The 16,633-nt window shown below is 74.6% G+C and carries 11 protein-coding genes; 4 read left to right on the top strand and 7 right to left on the bottom strand.

All coding sequences use genetic code 11. The features are described from left to right. Nucleotides 1–36 precede the first annotated feature (36 nt). Nucleotides 37–1,341 carry an FAD-binding oxidoreductase gene (locus tag AB0I15_RS44030; protein WP_358110238.1) on the bottom strand — a complete coding sequence of 435 codons (1,305 nt, stop codon included), beginning with the start codon at nucleotides 1,339–1,341 and terminating at the stop codon, nucleotides 37–39. 116 nt (nucleotides 1,342–1,457) lie between these two features. Between AB0I15_RS44030 and AB0I15_RS44025 the strand changes: the two genes are divergently transcribed. Continuing rightward, a complete protein-coding gene (locus AB0I15_RS44025; RefSeq protein WP_358110235.1) occupies nucleotides 1,458–4,661 on the top strand; it encodes a BTAD domain-containing putative transcriptional regulator in 3,204 nt (1,067 codons plus the stop codon). Here the strand turns inward: AB0I15_RS44025 and AB0I15_RS44020 are convergent. Next, nucleotides 4,648–5,214, bottom strand: a complete 567-nt coding sequence (locus AB0I15_RS44020) for a TetR/AcrR family transcriptional regulator (RefSeq protein WP_358110232.1) — start codon at nucleotides 5,212–5,214, stop codon at nucleotides 4,648–4,650. The genes AB0I15_RS44025 and AB0I15_RS44020 overlap by 14 nt on opposite strands. Nucleotides 5,215–5,289: 75 nt before the next feature. Here AB0I15_RS44020 and AB0I15_RS44015 point away from each other — a divergent pair, with 75 nt between their 5' ends. Further along, nucleotides 5,290–7,053 (top strand): ABC transporter ATP-binding protein, encoded by a 1,764-nt coding sequence (locus AB0I15_RS44015; protein ID WP_358110229.1) that lies wholly within the window; start codon nucleotides 5,290–5,292, stop codon nucleotides 7,051–7,053. Nucleotides 7,054–7,114: 61 nt separating this feature from the next. Then, nucleotides 7,115–8,122 carry an iron-containing redox enzyme family protein gene (locus AB0I15_RS44010; RefSeq protein WP_358110226.1) on the top strand — a complete coding sequence of 336 codons (1,008 nt, stop codon included), beginning with the start codon at nucleotides 7,115–7,117 and terminating at the stop codon, nucleotides 8,120–8,122. A 953-nt stretch (nucleotides 8,123–9,075) separates the two neighbouring features. Here the strand turns inward: AB0I15_RS44010 and AB0I15_RS44005 are convergent. The 5 genes from AB0I15_RS44005 to AB0I15_RS43985 all read right to left on the bottom strand — a co-directional run bounded on the left by AB0I15_RS44005 (nucleotide 9,076) and on the right by AB0I15_RS43985 (nucleotide 15,075). Next, the gene (locus tag AB0I15_RS44005; protein WP_358110504.1) at nucleotides 9,076–9,291 is read right to left on the bottom strand and encodes a CDGSH iron-sulfur domain-containing protein; all 216 of its coding nucleotides are present in this window, start codon (nucleotides 9,289–9,291) and stop codon (nucleotides 9,076–9,078) included. A 28-nt stretch (nucleotides 9,292–9,319) separates the two neighbouring features. Continuing rightward, the gene (locus AB0I15_RS44000; protein ID WP_358110223.1) at nucleotides 9,320–10,942 is read right to left on the bottom strand and encodes a heparinase II/III family protein; all 1,623 of its coding nucleotides are present in this window, start codon (nucleotides 10,940–10,942) and stop codon (nucleotides 9,320–9,322) included. A gap of 104 nt (nucleotides 10,943–11,046) precedes the next feature. Next, a complete protein-coding gene (locus tag AB0I15_RS43995) occupies nucleotides 11,047–12,042 on the bottom strand; it encodes a hydroxyacid dehydrogenase (protein ID WP_358110220.1) in 996 nt (331 codons plus the stop codon). Nucleotides 12,043–12,049: 7 nt separating this feature from the next. Beyond that, on the bottom strand, nucleotides 12,050–13,084 hold the full coding sequence (locus AB0I15_RS43990) for a LacI family DNA-binding transcriptional regulator (protein WP_358110217.1): 1,035 nt from the start codon (nucleotides 13,082–13,084) through the stop codon (nucleotides 12,050–12,052). Further along, nucleotides 13,081–15,075 (bottom strand): DUF2264 domain-containing protein, encoded by a 1,995-nt coding sequence (locus tag AB0I15_RS43985; protein WP_358110214.1) that lies wholly within the window; start codon nucleotides 15,073–15,075, stop codon nucleotides 13,081–13,083. The genes AB0I15_RS43990 and AB0I15_RS43985 overlap by 4 nt, the downstream gene beginning before the upstream one ends. Nucleotides 15,076–15,298: 223 nt before the next feature. Between AB0I15_RS43985 and AB0I15_RS43980 the strand changes: the two genes are divergently transcribed. Further along, nucleotides 15,299–16,585 (top strand): extracellular solute-binding protein, encoded by a 1,287-nt coding sequence (locus AB0I15_RS43980; protein WP_358110211.1) that lies wholly within the window; start codon nucleotides 15,299–15,301, stop codon nucleotides 16,583–16,585. Nucleotides 16,586–16,633: the final 48 nt, after the last annotated feature.

Below are 16,633 nucleotides of genomic sequence, written 5' to 3'. Positions count from 1 at the left end.
CCGATCGTCCAGCGGCGCGGTCCCGAGCTCACGTCGTCAGCCCAGGACGGGGAAGTTGCCGCGGAGGGTGCCCTGGGGGTCGCGGCCGCGCTTGAGCGCGCGCAGGCGGGCCAGGGCCCGCGGGGTGAAGGCGTTGGCGGCGCGCTCCCCCGGCGCGAGGAACGTGAAGGGCTTGCGGCCGGTGGTGTACGAGGTGAGAGCGTCGGCGAGGGCGCGCTGGCGGTCGCGGACCGCGTCCCCGTTCTGGCCCGGGATGCCGAACAGGTAGAGGGCGTACGGCTCGTCCAGGTGCCCGGCCGCCGTGTCCGACGGGCGGGCGAGGGCGCCGCCGAGGTGGCGGAGCTGGACGCTGAGCAGTGGGTCGATGGGACGCTCCAGCAGCGCCGCCGCGACCTCGCCGGTCAGGCCGGTGAGCAGTTCGGCGCGCGAGACGCCGGGCCCTGGATCGGTGGGCTCGGCGGTGATGGAGCCCAGATCGGCGACCGGCAGCGGGGCGCGGGAGTCGGAGAGGCGGCCGGCGATCTTGTCCAGGGGCCGCAGCAGGGCCTCGGCCTCGCCGCCCTCGCCGAGGAACGTGGCATCGATCGCCACCAGCGGGGCCGCACCCGGGAACTGCAGGAGGTCGTACCAGACGGTCAGCTCGTCGGGCGCGGCGCCGGTGATCTCGCGGTAGGCGTCCAGCACGGCGGGGGCCTTGCCGGCGGGCCAGAGCATCCGGCCGCCGTACAGGAGGGGCGCGGGGTGCAGGGCGAACTCGATCGCGGTGACCACGGCGAGGTCGCCGCCGCCCCCGCGCAGCCCCCAGAACAGGTCGGGGTCGCTCTCGGCCGTCACGCGGGCGCGGGCGCCGGTGGCGTCCACGATCTCGAACGCGCGCACCGCGCTGGAGGCGAAGCCGTGCCTGCGGCCGAACCAGCTCAGCCCGCCGCCGAGGGTGTAGCCGGTGACGCTGACCACGGGGCTGCTGCCGGGCAGGCCGGTCAGTCCGTACGGGCTCGCGGCCGCCTGCACGCGCCCCCAGGTGACGCCGGCCCCGGCGCGGGCGACGCGCTCGCCGGGGTCGACGGCCAGCTCGTCCAGGCGGGCGGTGCGCAGCAGGATCACCCCATCGGTGTCACCGGTGGCGCCGTGGCCGCTGGGCTGGGTGGCGACGGTCAGCCCGGCCAGGTGGGCGTACCGGACCAGGGCGGCCACGTCGTCGGCGTCGGCGGCCTCGACGACGGCCTGGACCGGCTGCTCGATCGCGAGGTTCCAGGGCCGCCGCGCCCGATCGAACCCCTCCTCCCCGGCGGTGAGCACCCGGCCGCGGAGGACGCTGCGCAGTTCGTTCCCGATCGTCATGACTTCTTTCCTTTCGTGGTGGCTGAGCTCACTCTGCCGACCGCGGTTTGGGATCGGGTTGGGGTCGAGTTGGGGTGCCGTATCGTGAGGTTTCGGACACAGGGTTGGGGAGGGTCATGGGGGCGGAACTGGAGTTCCGGCTGTTCGGCCCTCTCGAGGTGACGGCCGGTGAGCGGGGCGTGCTGGACCTCGGCACCCGCAAGCAGCGGGCGCTGGTGGCGATGCTGGCGCTGGAGCCCGGCCGCGTGGTCTCGCTGGACCGGCTGATCGAGGAGTTGTGGGCGGGCGAGCCGCCCGCCGGGGCGACCCGTACCCTGCAGGCCTACATCGCGCCGCTCCGCAAGACCCTGGAACCCGGCCGCCCGCCGCGGACCCCGCCGAAGGTGCTGCTGACCCGCGAGCCGGGATACCTGCTCGCCGTCGCGCCGGGGCAGGTCGATCTGTGGCGGTTCACCGCGTGGGCGGAGGAGGGCCGGGCGGCGCTCGCCCGCGGGGCCTACGACCAGGCCGTCCGTACGCTGGAGCGGGCGCTCGGGCTGTGGCGGGGGGATCCCCTGGGCGAGTTCGCCGAACAGGAGTTCGCCCGGCCCGTCGTGGCCCGGCTGGCCGACGCCCGCGTCGCGGCCCTGGAAGACCACGTCGACGCCCGGCTGGCCCAAGGGGAGGCCGCCTCCCTGGTCCCGGGGCTGGAGGAGCTCGTCGGGCACCAGCCGTACCGGGAGCGGGCCTGGTCCCTGCTGGTGCTCGCCCTCTACCGGGCCGGCCGCCAGGCCGACGCGCTGGCGGCGCTGCGCCGGGTGCGGACGCGGCTGGCGGACGATCTCGGCCTGAGCCCGGGGCCGGAGCTGCGGGAGCTGGAACAGGCGGTGTTCGACCAGTCGCCGGCGCTGCGCGTGCCGTTGCCCGAACCGGCGCCCGCCGTACGACCCGGGCCCGCCGTGGACGAGGACGGGCTGATCGCCAGGTCGGCCCAGCTCGCGCTGGTGGAGCGGCGGCTGGGCGCGGCGCGGCGCGGCCAGGGCGGCGCCGTACTCGTCACCGGCGAGGCGGGGATCGGCAAGACCCGCCTCGTCCAGGCCGCCGCCGACCTGGCCGCCGCGCGCGGCTTCCGTATCGCCTGGGGGCGCTGCCTGGACGGCACCGCGCCCGCGTTCTGGCCCTGGACGCAGATCCTGCGCGAGGCCGGCGACGGCTCCGGGCTGCTGTCCGGCCGCGCCCCCGACCCGGAGCAGGAGCTGTTCGGCCTGTACGAGAGGGCCCTCGACGTCCTGACGGGCGACGGGACGCCGCTGGCGATCGTCCTGGACGACCTGCACTGGGCGGATGTGTCCTCGCTGCGGCTGCTGGACTTCGTCGCCGGGGCGGCGGCCCGCCATCGGCTGCTCGTGCTCGTCACCTGCCGGCCGGAGCCCGGAGACCACCCGGGCGCGCTCCGCGACACGCTGGCCGTGCTGGCCAGGGCCGGCGAGCGGCTGGAACTGGGCCCGTTCACCGCCGGCGACGTGGCCGCCTACCTGCGGGCGAAGCAGGTCGCCGAACGACCCGGCCTCGTCCGGGCGCTGGTGGACCGGACCGGCGGCAACCCCTTCTACCTCGGTGAGGTCCTGCGCCTGGGAGGTGACGGGAACGGCGGCGGGGAAGCCGTGCCGAGCGGTGTCCGGGACGTGATCGAGCACCGCGTCGCCCGGCTGCCCGAGGAGACGCGCGCCCTGCTCCGCGCCGCCGCGGTCGCCGGCCGCGACGTCGGCATCGACCTGCTGGAGGCCGTCACCGGCACCACCGCCGAGCAGGTGATGACGTGGCTGGAGCCCGCGGTCGCGACCGGGCTGCTGGCCGAACCGCCAATGGGGGCCGACTACCGGTTCTCCCACGCCCTCGTCCAGGAGGCCCTCTACGCCGGTCTCGGCCGGCTGGAACGCTCCCGCCTCCATCTGCGGACCGGGGAGGCGCTGGAAACCGTCCTGCCGGAGCCGGAGCCGGCCACGCTGGCGCACCACTTCGCGCGCGCGGGGCGGCTGGGCGGGGCGGACAAGACGGTGACCTACGCCTCCCAGGCGGCCAGGCGCGCCACCGGCCAGCTCGCGCACACCGAGGCCGCCGGCTTCTGGGAGCTGGCGCTGTCCGCGCTCCCGCCCGGCCGCGACGGCGAACGAGCCCGCCTGCTCACCGAGCTGGGCGAGGCCCACCGCGCCGCCGGACGGCCGGGGGACGCGCGCCAGGCCTGGGAGGAGGCGATCCGCATCGCCTCGCGCGTCGGCGAGCGGGAGGTGCTCATCCTCGCGGTCACCGCCATCGGCGGGCCGTCCCTGTGGAACTGGCGCCCGTACGGCGTCGTCGACGGCGAGCTGGTCGCCGTCATCGAGGACCTGCTGGACGGCCCCCTTCCCGACGCCGGCCGCGCCCGGCTGCTGGGCGCCCTCGCCCTGGAGCTGCACTACGGCCCCCGCGGCGCCGAAGGCGAACGCCACGCCGCCGAGGCCGTCGCCCTCGCCAGGAAGACCGGCGACACCTCGCTCCTGGCCCGCGCGATGAACAACTACCTGCTGGCCGCCTTCCGCCCCGGCCGCAACGCCGAGCGGCGCGCGGTGGCCGCGGAGCTGGCGGACCTGCCCGGCCTGCCGGTCGGCGGCGAGGTGATGGCGCGGGTCTTCCTGATGTCCTGCCTGCTGCGCGACGGGGACCTGCCCGGCTGGGACCGCGAGCTGGCCCGCTGCGAGGCGCTGCTGGCCGGGCAGGTCGCCGTCGCACCACGGCCGGAGCTGGAGTCGATGGTCCGCATCGCGCAGACCGCCCGCGCCACCCTCGACGGCAGGTGGGAGGAGGCCGAGGAACTGCTCGCCCGGTACGGCGACATGCGGTTCGGCTCCACGCTGTGGGGCGGCGCGTTCCGGCGGCTGGTGACCACGTTCACCTGCCGCCGCGGTCAGGGGCGGGTCCCCGAGATCCTGGACGAGCTGGTGACGGCCGCCGGCGAGCCGGATCTGGTCCCGCTGCGGCCCGTGGCCGTGCTGGCGGCCGTCGAGGCGGGCCGTCCGGCGCTCGCCCGCGAGCTGGTCGGCCGGTGGGGAACCGACGTCCCCGACGACTGGGTCGCCGACTTCCTCATCCCGGTCTGGGGCCTGGTCGCCGCCCGTCTCGGCACCCCCGACCCCCGCGACCTGTACGCCCGCCTCCTCCCGTACGCGGACCAGCTCGTCGTGGCCGGCATGGGCACCGCCTGCTGGGGCTCCACCCACCTCGTCCTGGCCGAGCTGGCGGGCCGCCTCGGCGACGAGGACGCGGCCCGCGCGCACACCCGCGCCGCGCCTAGCCTGTCCTGATCGTCTTTCTCAGGGTGTGCAGGCACAGGTTGAGCGCGCTGTGCTTGGGCTCCTGGCGCGTGCGGGTGTGCTGCCAGGCGGCGTAGAGCAGGGCCCACATGGTCTCGGCCACCCAGGACGGCGGCAGGGCCGGGTCGATCGTGCCCTCGGCGTGGCCGCGCCGGATGAGCCGCTCCAGCGCCTTGTCGGCCTCGGTCTCGGTCTCCCAGTCCGTCCACTCCTGCATCTGCGGGTTCTCGAACGCGAACTGGAGCACGTCCCCGAGCTCGAAGTACTCCTGGCAGACCCGCTCCAGCGCCGCGTCGGCGGCGCCCTCCTCGAGGCGGGCGCGCACGGTGGCCGTCTCGATCCGCTCCAGCAGGTAGACGCCGATCGCCGTCAGCAGGTCGGTGCGCTCGGGGAAGTAGCGGTGGATCGTGGTGCGCCCCACTCCCGCGGCCACCGCGATGTCGGCGAGGGAGGCGGCCGGATTCTTCGAGAGCACCGAGACGGCCGCGTCGAGGATGGCCCGCCTGGTCCTGGCCCGCGCGCCGGTGGGGGCGACTGTGTCCATGCAGCTACGGTAGCGCCAAACTCCACTACGGAACACATTTGACTTTTTCTGGAACAGTTATGTTCCATTATAGGCATGACTGTTCCGAACCGTTTCCCCCGGCTCCGCGTGCTGTGGTCGTTCGCCCGGCCGCACACGCGCACGCTGGCGCTCGGACTGGTGCTGGCGCTGGCGGGCTCCGGACTGGGCCTGGCCTCCCCCATGGTGACCAAATGGGTGCTCGACGCGCTCGGCACGGGCGGCTCCCTGACCGGCCCGATAGGGGCGTTGCTGGGCCTGCTCGTCCTCGGCGCGGTGATCTCGCGCTGGCAGTGGACCAAGCTGGGCGCGCTGGGCGAGCGCGTCGTGCTGGAGGCCCGCGAGTCGATGGTGCGCCGCTTCCTGCGCGCCACCGTACCGGCGGTGACCAGGCATTCGCCGGGCGAGCTCGTCACTCGGGTGACCTCGGACACGGTGCTGCTGCGCGAGGCGGCCACGTCCAGCGTGATCGGCCTGATCAACGGGGTCGTCATGCTGGCCGGGACCCTGGTGCTGATGAGCCTGCTGGACGTGGTCCTGCTGGGCGTGACGCTGGCCGCGGTGCTGGTGGTCGTCGTCCTGTTCGCGCTGCTCATGCCCACGATCTCCAAGGCGCAGACACGGGCTCAGGAGCAGGTCGGCAAGCTCGGCGGCGTGCTGGAGGGCGCGCTGCGGGCGATCAGGACCGTGAAGGTGAGCCGGGCCGAGGAGCGCCAGTCCGAGCGCATCCTCGCCCACGCCAGGACCTCCGCCGAGCACGGCGTACGGGCGGTGCGCGCGGAGGCCACCGCCTGGACCGTGGCCTGGTCGGGCGTCCAGCTCGCGATCATCCTGATCCTCGGCATCGGCGCCTGGCGGGTGGGCGCGGGGCACCTGGAGGTCTCCAGCCTCATCGCCTTCCTGCTGTACGCCTTCGGCCTCATGGACCCCATCACCGAGCTGAGCCAGAACTTCACGGGCCTGCAGTCCGGCATCGCCGCCGCCGAGCGCATCCGGGAGATCAACGCCATCGAGACCGAGCCGGTCACCCGCCCGCACCCGCGGCGCGGCGAGCCGTCCCGCACGGGCCCCGTCCTGGAGCTGCGCGGCGTCACCGCCGCCTACGGGCCGGAGGGCGGGCCCGCGGTGCGCGGCGTCGACCTGACCGTCCCCCGCCGGGGTCACCTCGCCATCGTCGGGCCTTCGGGGGCGGGCAAGACCACCCTGTTCTCCCTGCTCCTGGGCTTCCTCGAACCCCAGGAGGGGACCCTGCTGCTCGACGGCCGCCCGTACGCCGAGCACACCAGGGACGAGATCCGGTCGCGCCTGGCGTACGTGGAGCAGGACGCCCCCATCGTGCCCGGCACCATCCGCGACAACCTGCTCTTCTCCCACCCCGACGCCACCGAGGAGGAGATGGCCGCGGCGCTGGCCGAGGTCCGCCTCACCGGCAGGGTCGACGTGCTCGACGACGGCCTGGACACGCCGCTGTCGTCCACCCAGGTCTCGGGCGGCGAGCGCCAGCGCATCGCCCTGGCCCGCGCGCTGCTGCGCACGCCGGACGTCCTCCTTCTCGACGAGGCCACCGCGCAACTGGACGGCCTCACCGAGGCCGCCATCCACGACTGCATCCGCAACCGCGCCGCCACGGGGGCGGTGGTCACGATCGCGCACCGGCTCTCCACGGTGATCGACGCCGACGGGATCGTCGTCGTGGACCAGGGCCGCGTCCGCGCGGCCGGCGACCACGCCGGGCTCCTCGCCACCGACCGCCTCTACCGGGAGCTGGTCGCCTCCCTGCGCATCGCCGAACTGCCGGACCCGGCCCCCGCCAGCACATGATCGTTTAGCGTTCGGGCCCAAGGGCAGTGACCTGTGTGAACACTTGTTGTGGGGGTGGATGATGCGGCTGCCACCTGTCCGCGGTCCGATCACCGAGCTGCTCTTCGACCGGCTCGCCGCCCGCCCGGGGACGCCGCTGCCCGGCGTGCCGGTCGCGGGCGGGCTCGACGACGACGATCTGCAGCTCGCCCTGTTCGCCTGTTACGAGCTGCACTACCAGGGGTTCGACGACGTGGACGACGCCTGGGAGTGGGAGCCCGCGCTGCTGGGGTTCAGGCGCGTGCTCGAAGGGGAGCTGGAGCGCGCGCTGGCGGCGGCCGTGCCGCGTCCCGACCCGGCCGCGGCAGGCGAGGTGCGGCGGGCGCTCGGCAGGCTGACGTGCGCGGACGACGGGCCCGGGGTGTCGCTGTACCTGCAGCGTGAGGCCGATCTCGAAACGTTCCGCGAGTTCGTCGTGCACCGGTCGATCTACCACCTGAAGGAGGCCGACCCGCACACCTGGGCCATTCCGCGCCTGAGCGGCGGGCCCAAGGCGGCGCTCGTGGAGATCCAGGCCGACGAATACGGCGGCGGGCGGCGAGAGCGGATGCACTCCGAGCTGTTCCGCGCCACCATGCGCGGCCTCGGCCTCGACGACTCCTACGGCGCCTACCTGGCCCGGGTCCCGGCCGCCACCCTCGCGATCTCCAACGTGATGTCGCTGTTCGGGCTGCACCGCAGGCTGCGCGGCGCGTTGCTCGGCCACCTCGCGGCGATCGAGATGACCTCCTCCGTGCCGAACCGCCGCTACGCCACCGGCCTGCGCCGGCTCGGCGGCGACCCGGAGACGGCGCGCTTCTTCGAGGAGCACGTACAGGCCGACGCCGTGCACGAGCAGATCGCGGCCAACGACATGTGCGGCGGGTTCGCGGCCGGGCATCCGGAGCTGGCGGGCGACATCCTGTACGGGGCCGCGTGCGCGCTGGCCCTCGAGCGGCGCTGGGCCGATCAGGTGCTGGCCTGCTGGGAACGCGGGGCCGGCTCCCTGCGCGGGCAGCCCGTCCCCGCATCGGCGGGCCGCGCGCCGTGAGCGACCGCGCCGGCGGCCTCGACCTGGACTACGTGCTGCCGCTGCGCTGGGACGACGACGCCGGCCTCGACGAACTGACCGCGTACCTGACGTGGCTGGCCCGCCATGTGCGGGTGATCGTCGTGGACGGCAGCCCCGGCGACCTCTTCGGCCGGCACGCCCGGCGCTGGCACGGCCTGGTGCGACACGTACGCCCGGCCGTCGGGTCGCGCTGCGCCAACGGCAAAGTCGCGGGCGTCACCACGGGGCTGCGGCTGGCGGCCGGCGACCGCGTGGTGATCGCCGACGACGACGTGCGCTACGACCTGGCCGCCCTGGCCACGATCCACGCCCTCCTGGGCGGCGCGGAGCTGGTCAGGCCCCAGAACTACTTCCATCCCCTGCCCTGGCACGCCCGCTGGGACACCGCCCGCACCCTGCTCAACCGCTGCCTCGGCGCCGACTACCCGGGCACGTTCGGGCTGCGGCGCGCCTTCTTCCTGCGCATGGGCGGCTACGACGGCGACGTCCTGTTCGAGAACCTCGAGCTCATCCGCACCGTACGCGCCCACGGCGGCCGCGAGCTGCGCCCCCTCGGCCTGTACGTCCGCCGCCTCCCCTGCGACACCCGCCGCTTCTGGTCGCAGCGGATCCGGCAGGCGTACGACGACCTGGCGCAACCGGCCAGGATGGCGGCGTTCCTGGCCGTGCTGCCGGCGATCGCGCTGCTGCGCCGGCCCCGTCCGCTCCTGGCCGGCGCGGCACTGGCCGTGGGGCTGAGCGTGGGGCTGGCCGAGGTGGGACGGCGGCGCGCGGGCGGGCGGGAGGTCTTCCCGCTCTCAGGGTCGCTGCTCGCGCCCGTGTGGGTCATGGAGCGGGCCGTGTGCGGCTGGCTGGCGCTGGGGGCCGCGCTGACCGGCGGCGTGCCGTACGGGGGCGGGCGGATCAGGCGGGCCGCCCACTCGGCGCGCCTGCTACGCCGGCGGGTCCGGTTCGCTGGTGGCGCGGAACCCGGCGGTCTTGTGGGAGCCGTCGCAGAACGGTTTGGCCGACGACAGGCCGCACCGGCACAGGGCGACCGTCGCGCGGCCCGCGTCGATCCGCTCCCCGTCCTGGGTGAGCAGCTCGAACGGCCCCCTGATCAGCAGCGGGCCGTCCTCGCACGGGGTCACCGTCACCACGTCTCTCATCCGCCCCGTCTGCCCCGCCGCTGACGATTCACACGGTGAAGACGAAACGGTGGCCGCCCGAGGGGATGCGGGCGGCCAGGCGTACGCGGTGGACGGTTTCGAGGGTGCCGTCATGCGCGCGCACGTCCTGTTCCTCCGCCCGCGCCGCCCAGCCCGGCGGGATCTCGAGCCGGACCGGCCCCCAGGTGACCGTGCCCGCGTCGATGACCGGGCGGCGGCGGGAGACGAACAGCTCCTCCACCAGGACGCCGGCGGTGGTGAAGGCGAAGGTGTCGGTGAGGTCGAGCCCGCCGGGGCGCCAGTGGAAGGCGCGGGTGAGGCGGGTCAGGTGCGGGGCGGCGTAGGCCGCGGTCAGGTCGAGGGTGAAGGTCAGGGTGTCCGGGGTCGTGGAGTGGCCGACGACCGTGGCGGCGTGCCGCCGGCCGGGGAGCTGGGCGGTGCCGGCGACGCGGGGGACGGAGTGCCAGTCCGCGGACGCCTGCGGGACGTCGTAGCGGCCCTCGCGGAAGTAGTCGCGGGTGTACTGCGGGGCGCCCAGGTCGTCCAGGATCGTCTCCCCGTCCGCGTGCAGGACGAAATGGCCGAGGTCCAGGTGGTTGTGGGGCTCGTCGTTGTGGCCTCCCTTGGCGGCGAAGGCCAGGCCGGCGGCCCTGGCCACGACGATCCCCGCGTCCGGCAGGTACGACCGCGGCTCCGCCCGCGCCCGCGGCCCGTCCGCGCACCACCACAGCGTCCGGGTCAGGTGGGCCCAGCGGTAGCAGGGGTCGTCGTGGAAGGAGGGGCCGGCGGGCTGGACGGGTACGGGGACGCCGAGGCGCTCCGCCAGCCGGTCGAGCAGCCCCGCGGGGTAGACGCCGTGGCCGTGGGAGTCGGCGAAGGCCGGGCGGGCGCCGCCGCCCAGGTCGATCCTGGCGGGGTAGGCGGCCATCTCGCGGACGTGCGGATCGTCCAGCAGGTCCCGGCCGGTGTGCTCGCGCAGCGCCTCGGCGAAGTAGACGAAGTAGCCGAACCCGTAGGACCAGTAGTCCGGGCCCTCCAGGCAGGCGCCGTCCGGGCCGGCGCTCGCCAGGAACGCCTCCAGGGCCCTTTCCAGGCGGGGCAGCAGCGTGGGCAGGCGACCGGAGTCCAGGGCCAGGGCGGCCATCCCGGCGGCGCCCGCGCAGACGGCCGGCCAGTTGTGCCGGGCCCGCTCCCACCACATCGGGGGCGCGTCCGCGTCCAGGGGGCGGAACACCCTGCGGTCCACCTCGTCTCGGACGCGCTCGCGTACCCGGGCGTCGACGTGGTCGCCGAGCAGGGTCGTGACCTCGGCCAGGGTGTGGGCGGTCTCGGCGGCGAACAGGTCCACGAACGCGTCGGGCGGGCCGTTCCCGGGCTCGTGGGCGGGCAGGACCCACGTGCGTTCGCCGCACACCGACCAGAGCAGGTCGTCCAGCGCCGGGTCGGGGCGGTCGTCGAGATGGGCGGCGAGGGCGAGCGCGGCCAGGCGCCGGCGGCGGTCGAAGTAGGCGCGCTCGTAGGCGTGGCGGTCTCCGGTGTCGGCGAAGCGGCGCCAGAGGGTGAAGGTCAGCTCGGGGGCCGGGGTGCTGCGAGCGCGTCCGGCCTCCTCATGGATCTCGCGGATCAGGCGGGCGGTGGTGACGGTGGGCATGGGGCGTCCGGTCGTGTCGGGGGCCGCTGGCGAATCTGCCGGGGATCTGCTCGGAGGCACGGCACCAGCCGAATCTGCCGGGGGCCTGCTCGTATGGCGTGGCATCAGGCGAGCCTGCCGAGGTCGGCTGGGCGTACCGCGCCTTGGAGGGGGTGGCCGTGGGTCAGGCGTTCCACCTCGGCCACCGCGAACTCCCCCAGCCGCCGCAGCTCCCTGCCCCTGGCGCCGCTGATGTGCGGGGTCACCAGGACGTTCGGCAGGGTGAGCAGCGGATGCCCGGCGGGCAGCGGTTCGGGGTCCGTCACGTCGAGGACGGCCGCGATGCGGCCGCCGGCGCAGTGGCGTACCAGGGCGTCGGTGTCGATCAGGGCGCCCCTTGCCGTGTTGATCACGGCGGCTCCGTCGCGCAGGAGCGACAGGTGGCGGTCGTCCAGCAGGCGGCGGGTCTCCGGCAGTTCGGGGGCGTGCACGGTGAGCAGCTCCGCCTCCCGGCACAGCTCGTCCAGCGGAACGGCCCGCGCGCCGAGCGCCGCCGCCTCCTCCCCGCTCGTGTACGGGTCCGTCAGCAGGATCCGCGCCCCGTGCTCACGCAGCCGCCCGATGACCAGCCGCCCCACCCGCGACGCCCCGATGACCCCGACCACCGCGCCGGACAGGCCGCCGCGCTCCCCCGGGGTGGCGACACCGGGCAGCGCGTCGCCCGACCAGCACCCCGCCGCGTACGCCCGCGACCGCGCGAACGCCTGCTTGGCCGCCAGCACCAGCATGGCCAGCGTGAACTCGGCCACCGGCACCGCGTTGGCCTCCGCCGCCGAGGACACCGCGATGCCCCGGTCGAACACCGCCGCCGTCAGATGCCCCTTGACGCTGCCGGCCGCGTGCACGACCGCCCGCAGGCGCGGGGCGGTGGCCAGCACGTCGGCGTCGATGCGCGGGCAGCCCCAGCCGGTGATCAGGATCTCCGCGTCCAGCGGGCCGTCGAAGGCGTCGATCACCCGCTCGCGCACCCGTGTCACCAGGGACAGCCGCCGCCGCAGGTCGAGGGGGAACAGCTCGGGCAGCAGCAACGGCTGCATCGCGAAGGCCGCGACCGGGATCATCGGGGGGTCATCGGGGAGCGAGGGGCCGGACCGAGTCGCGGACCACGATGTGCGTGCCGAGCGTCAGAGGGCTGGTGGTCAACCGGCCGAGCGCGAGGCGTACGGCGGCCCGGCCCAGCTCGTCGTGCGGCAGGTGCACGGTGGTCAGGCGCAGGTCCTGCGCCGGGGAGACGTCGTCGTAGCCGACGATCGACATGTCCTCCGGCACCCGCAGGCCGTGCTCGCGCAGCGCCTGGATCGCTCCCGCGGCGATGAGGTCGTTGCCCGCGAAGACGGCGGTGAAGTCGGGCGGGCCCGCGGCCAGGCGGCCGTTCATGGCGGTGTACCCGGCGTCGCGCGAGAACTCCCCCTCCACCTCCAGGGCGGGGTCGGCGGGCACGCCGTGCGCGGCGAGCGCGCTGCGGTAGCCGGCCACGCGGCTGTCGGAGGTGGTGTGGCCGGGCCGCAGGCCGAGGTAGAGGATGCGGCGGTGGCCGGCCGACAGCAGGTGGGCGGTCACGGCGTGGGCGCCGCCGGTGTTGTCGAAGCCGACGACCAGGGCGGGCACCCTCTCCCCCAGCGGCGGGCGGCCGCACAGGACGAGGCGGGAGCCGGCGGCGGCCAGCGCGTGCGCGTACTCGCTCATCCGCTTGCGGTACTCCTCGTCCACGACCACGCTGCCGACCAGGATGACGGCCTCGGCCCGCTGCTCGCGCAGGGACTGCACGATCGACAGCTCACGGCCGGTGTCGCCGCCGGTGGTGCAGATCAGCGACAGCCTGCCCTCCTGGGCGGCCTGCTCCTCGACGCCCTGGGCGATGTAGGCGTAGTAGGGCACCGCGACGCTGTTGACGACGATCGCGATGGCGCCGGGGCGGGCGGCGGACAGGGCGCGGGCGTGGGCGTTGGGGACGTAGTCGAGGTCGCGTACGGCGCGCATGACCTTGTTGCGGGTGGCGGCGAGGACCGGGTAGTCGCCGGCCAGGACCCGGGACACGGTGGCGACCGAGACGCCCGCCTGGCCGGCCACGTCCCTGATGGTGACGCGGCGGGGGGTGGTCATACGGACTCCCTGGTGACGGCGGGCTCCTCAGCGACCGGCTCCTCAGCGACCGGCTCCTCGGTGACCGGCTCCTCAGCGACGGGCTTTCCGGTGGCGGGCTCCCACGTGATGGCGGTCCCGTCCGGGGTGTGGCGGGCGTAGCGGGGGTGGTCGCCGAGCTCGATCTCCACCCGCTCGCCGTCCGGCAGGGAAAGGACGCAGCCGTTCGCGGTGGCGAGCAGGTGCGGCGGGGGTGGTGGTGGCGCGGCCCCCAGGGTGACGAGGGAGGCCAGGATCGCGGTGCCGCCCGGATGGTCGGCCTCCAGGTACGGGACGTCGGCGTCGGGCCCGAAGGCGGTCCCGGCCGGGAAGCGGGCCACCCCCTCCCGGTGCCAGCCGTGCAGGGGCGTGATGCCCCCGGAGAGCGCCGGACGACCGGCCGGGAGCGCGTGGCCGCCCTCGCGTACGACGTGCCCGGCCGGGGCGGTGACGCGGTGAACGCGGACCTCGTGCGGCCCGTACACGAACGAGGCACTCTCCACGACGACACCCACACCGGCGTCCACGGCAGCGTCGACGGCGGGGTCCACAGCGGGGTCCACAATGGGGTCCGCTGCGCTGTTCACGGAGCGGGAGGCGGCGAAGCGGTCGACGACGGCGATGCGCTCGATGCGGCCGCGCCGGCTCTCGGTCCCGTCGGCGGCGATCACGGTCACACGATTGTCGATCGCCCCCGGAACGGGGCCTTCGGCCCGCGCGGTGGCGCCGTCCGTCACGATCACGGGCGCGGTGTGGGTGGTGTAGGCGAGCCGATCGTAGTGCGGATCATCGTGCGCGGGCGCGGGCGGCGGCGGGTTGTGGTCGCTGCCGTGGTTGAGCAGCCGCACGATCCCGTCGTCCTTCGTCGAGTGCAGCAGCCAGCCCGGCGCGGGCAGCGCCACCACCTGGTCGGCGGTCTCGGCCGGGCCCGGCTCCTCGGTGGCGGTCCACACCGGATGGCCGGCGGGCAGCAGCAGGCCGATGAACCCCTTGCTCCCCCAGTACGGCGAGCACGGCCCCGAGTACGCCTGCGTGACCGGCAGGTACTCCCCATGCCACCCCAGGCTGAGCAGCCCGTCGGCCCCCACGGCCCCGTGCGACAGGAAGTGCCGCAGCGTCCCGCCGGCCAGGCGGCGCGTCGTGCCGGGCGGCAGCGGCGTGGCGTCGAAGATGGCGCCGAGCCACAGCGGGGCGGCGGCCGCGAAGCGGTAGGTGAGCGAGCGGCCCTGGTGCACCGGGGCGCCGTCGGCGGCGAAGAAGTGCTGGTAGGAGGTCAGGAAGGCGCGCAGGCGGTCGCGGTAGACGCCGGCCGGGGCGCCGGACATGCGGGCGTACCACAGCGTGTAGAGGTGCATGGCCCAGCCGCAGTAGTAGTCGTAGTTCTGGCCGTCGCCGTCGGTGTACCAGCCGTCGCCGGCGTACCAGCTCTCGACCTGGCCGAGGGCCTCCTTGATCTCGGCGGGCTCGTGGGGCGCGCCGGCGTTGGCCAGGAACTGCTGGACGATCACCTTGAACAGCACCCAGTTGCACGGCCAGGCGCGCTTGCCCACGATGCCGCCGAGCCAGGCGGCCACCCGCTTGCGGACGACCGGGGAGAGGCGGTCGTACAGGCCGCTCTCGTGCAGGGCCAGCGCGATCGAGGCGGCCTCGACGATCTGCTGGGAGTTGTCGGTGATCGCCGGCCAGGCGTACGGCGAGGCGGGGTCGGTGCCGGTGGCCAGGCCCTCGGCGTAACGTTCCAGGACGTCGTCGCACCCGCGGAAGGCGGCCAGCAGGAAGGTGCGGGCGAAGCCCTCCAGGCCGTCGAGCGCGGGGCCCGACGAGCTCGCCCGGCCGGGCAGGCGGATCTGCGCGAACCCCGGCACCGCGTAGGGCGCCACGGCCTCCAGCATCCCGTCGGCGGCGGCCAGCCAGTGCTCGCGCGTGTAACCGGTGTACGGCGCGGCGACCGGGTCGGCGGGCGGCAGTCTCACGACGGATTCTCCTCTGATCAGGTAACCGGTTACTTGAGCGATGCCCAGGACGGTAAGAGATCCGCCCAAGCCCGTCAACCCCACCATGAGAGCCTTTGTAACGAAAAGTTAACAATGGATTGACGCACCTGGACCTGCGCGTCTAGCGTCCGCGTCACGACGTCTGAAGTAACCGGTTACCTGACATCGGCACCGACTCACTCCCCCCAGAGAGGTGGCCCCGATGGACAGACCCTTCACCAGGCGCGGACTGCTCAAGGGATCCGTGCTCTTCGTCGCCGGCGCCGCGGTCTCCGCCTGCTCCACCGCCGACCCGCTGGCCAGGACGAGCTCAGCGCCCGCCGCCGGCGCCCCCAAGATCACCCTGACGCACTGGTACCACGAGTACGGCGAGGACGGCACCCAGCGGGCCGCCATGAAGTACGCCGCCGACTTCACCAAGGCCAACCCCGACATCGCGGTCAAGGTCTCCTGGATCCCCGGCGACTACGCCACCAAGTGGACGGCGGCCGTCCTGACCGCGGACGGCCCCGACGTGTACGAGGTCAACGACGTCAGCCCGAACATGGTCAAGGCCGGCCAGGTCACGCCGCTGGACGAGGTGCTCGGCGCGGAGAAGGCCGACTTCAACGCCACGGTGCTGGAGCCGTACACGTGGGGCGGCCGGCTGTACGCGGTGCCCATGATCATCGACCCGATGCTGGTGTTCTACCGCAAGTCCCTGTTCCAGCAGGCCGGCGTGGCCGTGCCGACGAGCTTCGGCGAGTTCGCCGCGGCGGCGAAGGCGCTCACCCAGGGCAAGCGGAAGGGGCTGTTCGCGGGCAACGACGGCATCGGCCCGCTGAACACGATGGTGCCCTGGTCGAACGGCAACCTGCTGATCGACGACCGGGAGATCATCTACGACGACGCGAAGGTCGTCGAGGCACTGACCGGACTCAAGGGCCTCTACGACGGCAAGACCACGCTCCAGGGCTACTCCACCGACTGGTGGGACCCGGGCGCGCTGATCACCGGCGCGGCGGCCATGCAGTGGGTCGGCCTGTGGGCGGTGCCGGGCATGACCGCGGAGCTGGGCGACGACGTGGACGCCTTCGCGCTGCCCGCGTTCGGGCCCGGCGGGCGGGCCGTGGTGAACATGGGCGGGTGGGTGCAGGTCGTCAACGGCAAGAGCCGCAACCTGGAGGCGGCCAAGAAGTACGTGCGCTGGCTGTGGGTGGACAACACCGCCGCGCAGACCGACTGGAGCCTGGCGTACGGGTTCCACATCCCGCCCCGCAACAGCGCCGCCGCCCAGGCGGCCAAGCTGGGGAGCGGGCCCGCCAAGACGGTCATGGACGCCGTCGCCGCCCACGGCGTCAAGCAGCCGGCGCTGTGGACCCCCGAGGTGCGCCAGCCGTACGTCGACGCGGCCACCGCCATCGTCAAGAAGGGCGCCGACCCGGAGAAGACGCTGGCCGCGGCGGCCAGGCGGTCTCAGGAGATCCTGGACAAGGTGCCGGCGCTATGACGACGGCCACGCCCGCCCGCCCCCGCGCCGGCGGGCCGCGCCGCCGGG

It is taken from the genome of Nonomuraea sp. NPDC050643 (assembly GCF_040654715.1).
Lineage (GTDB): Bacteria > Actinomycetota > Actinomycetes > Streptosporangiales > Streptosporangiaceae > Nonomuraea.
The sequence above is the reverse complement of the archived record's forward strand: the minus strand, read 5'-3'. Positions and strand labels throughout refer to the sequence as shown.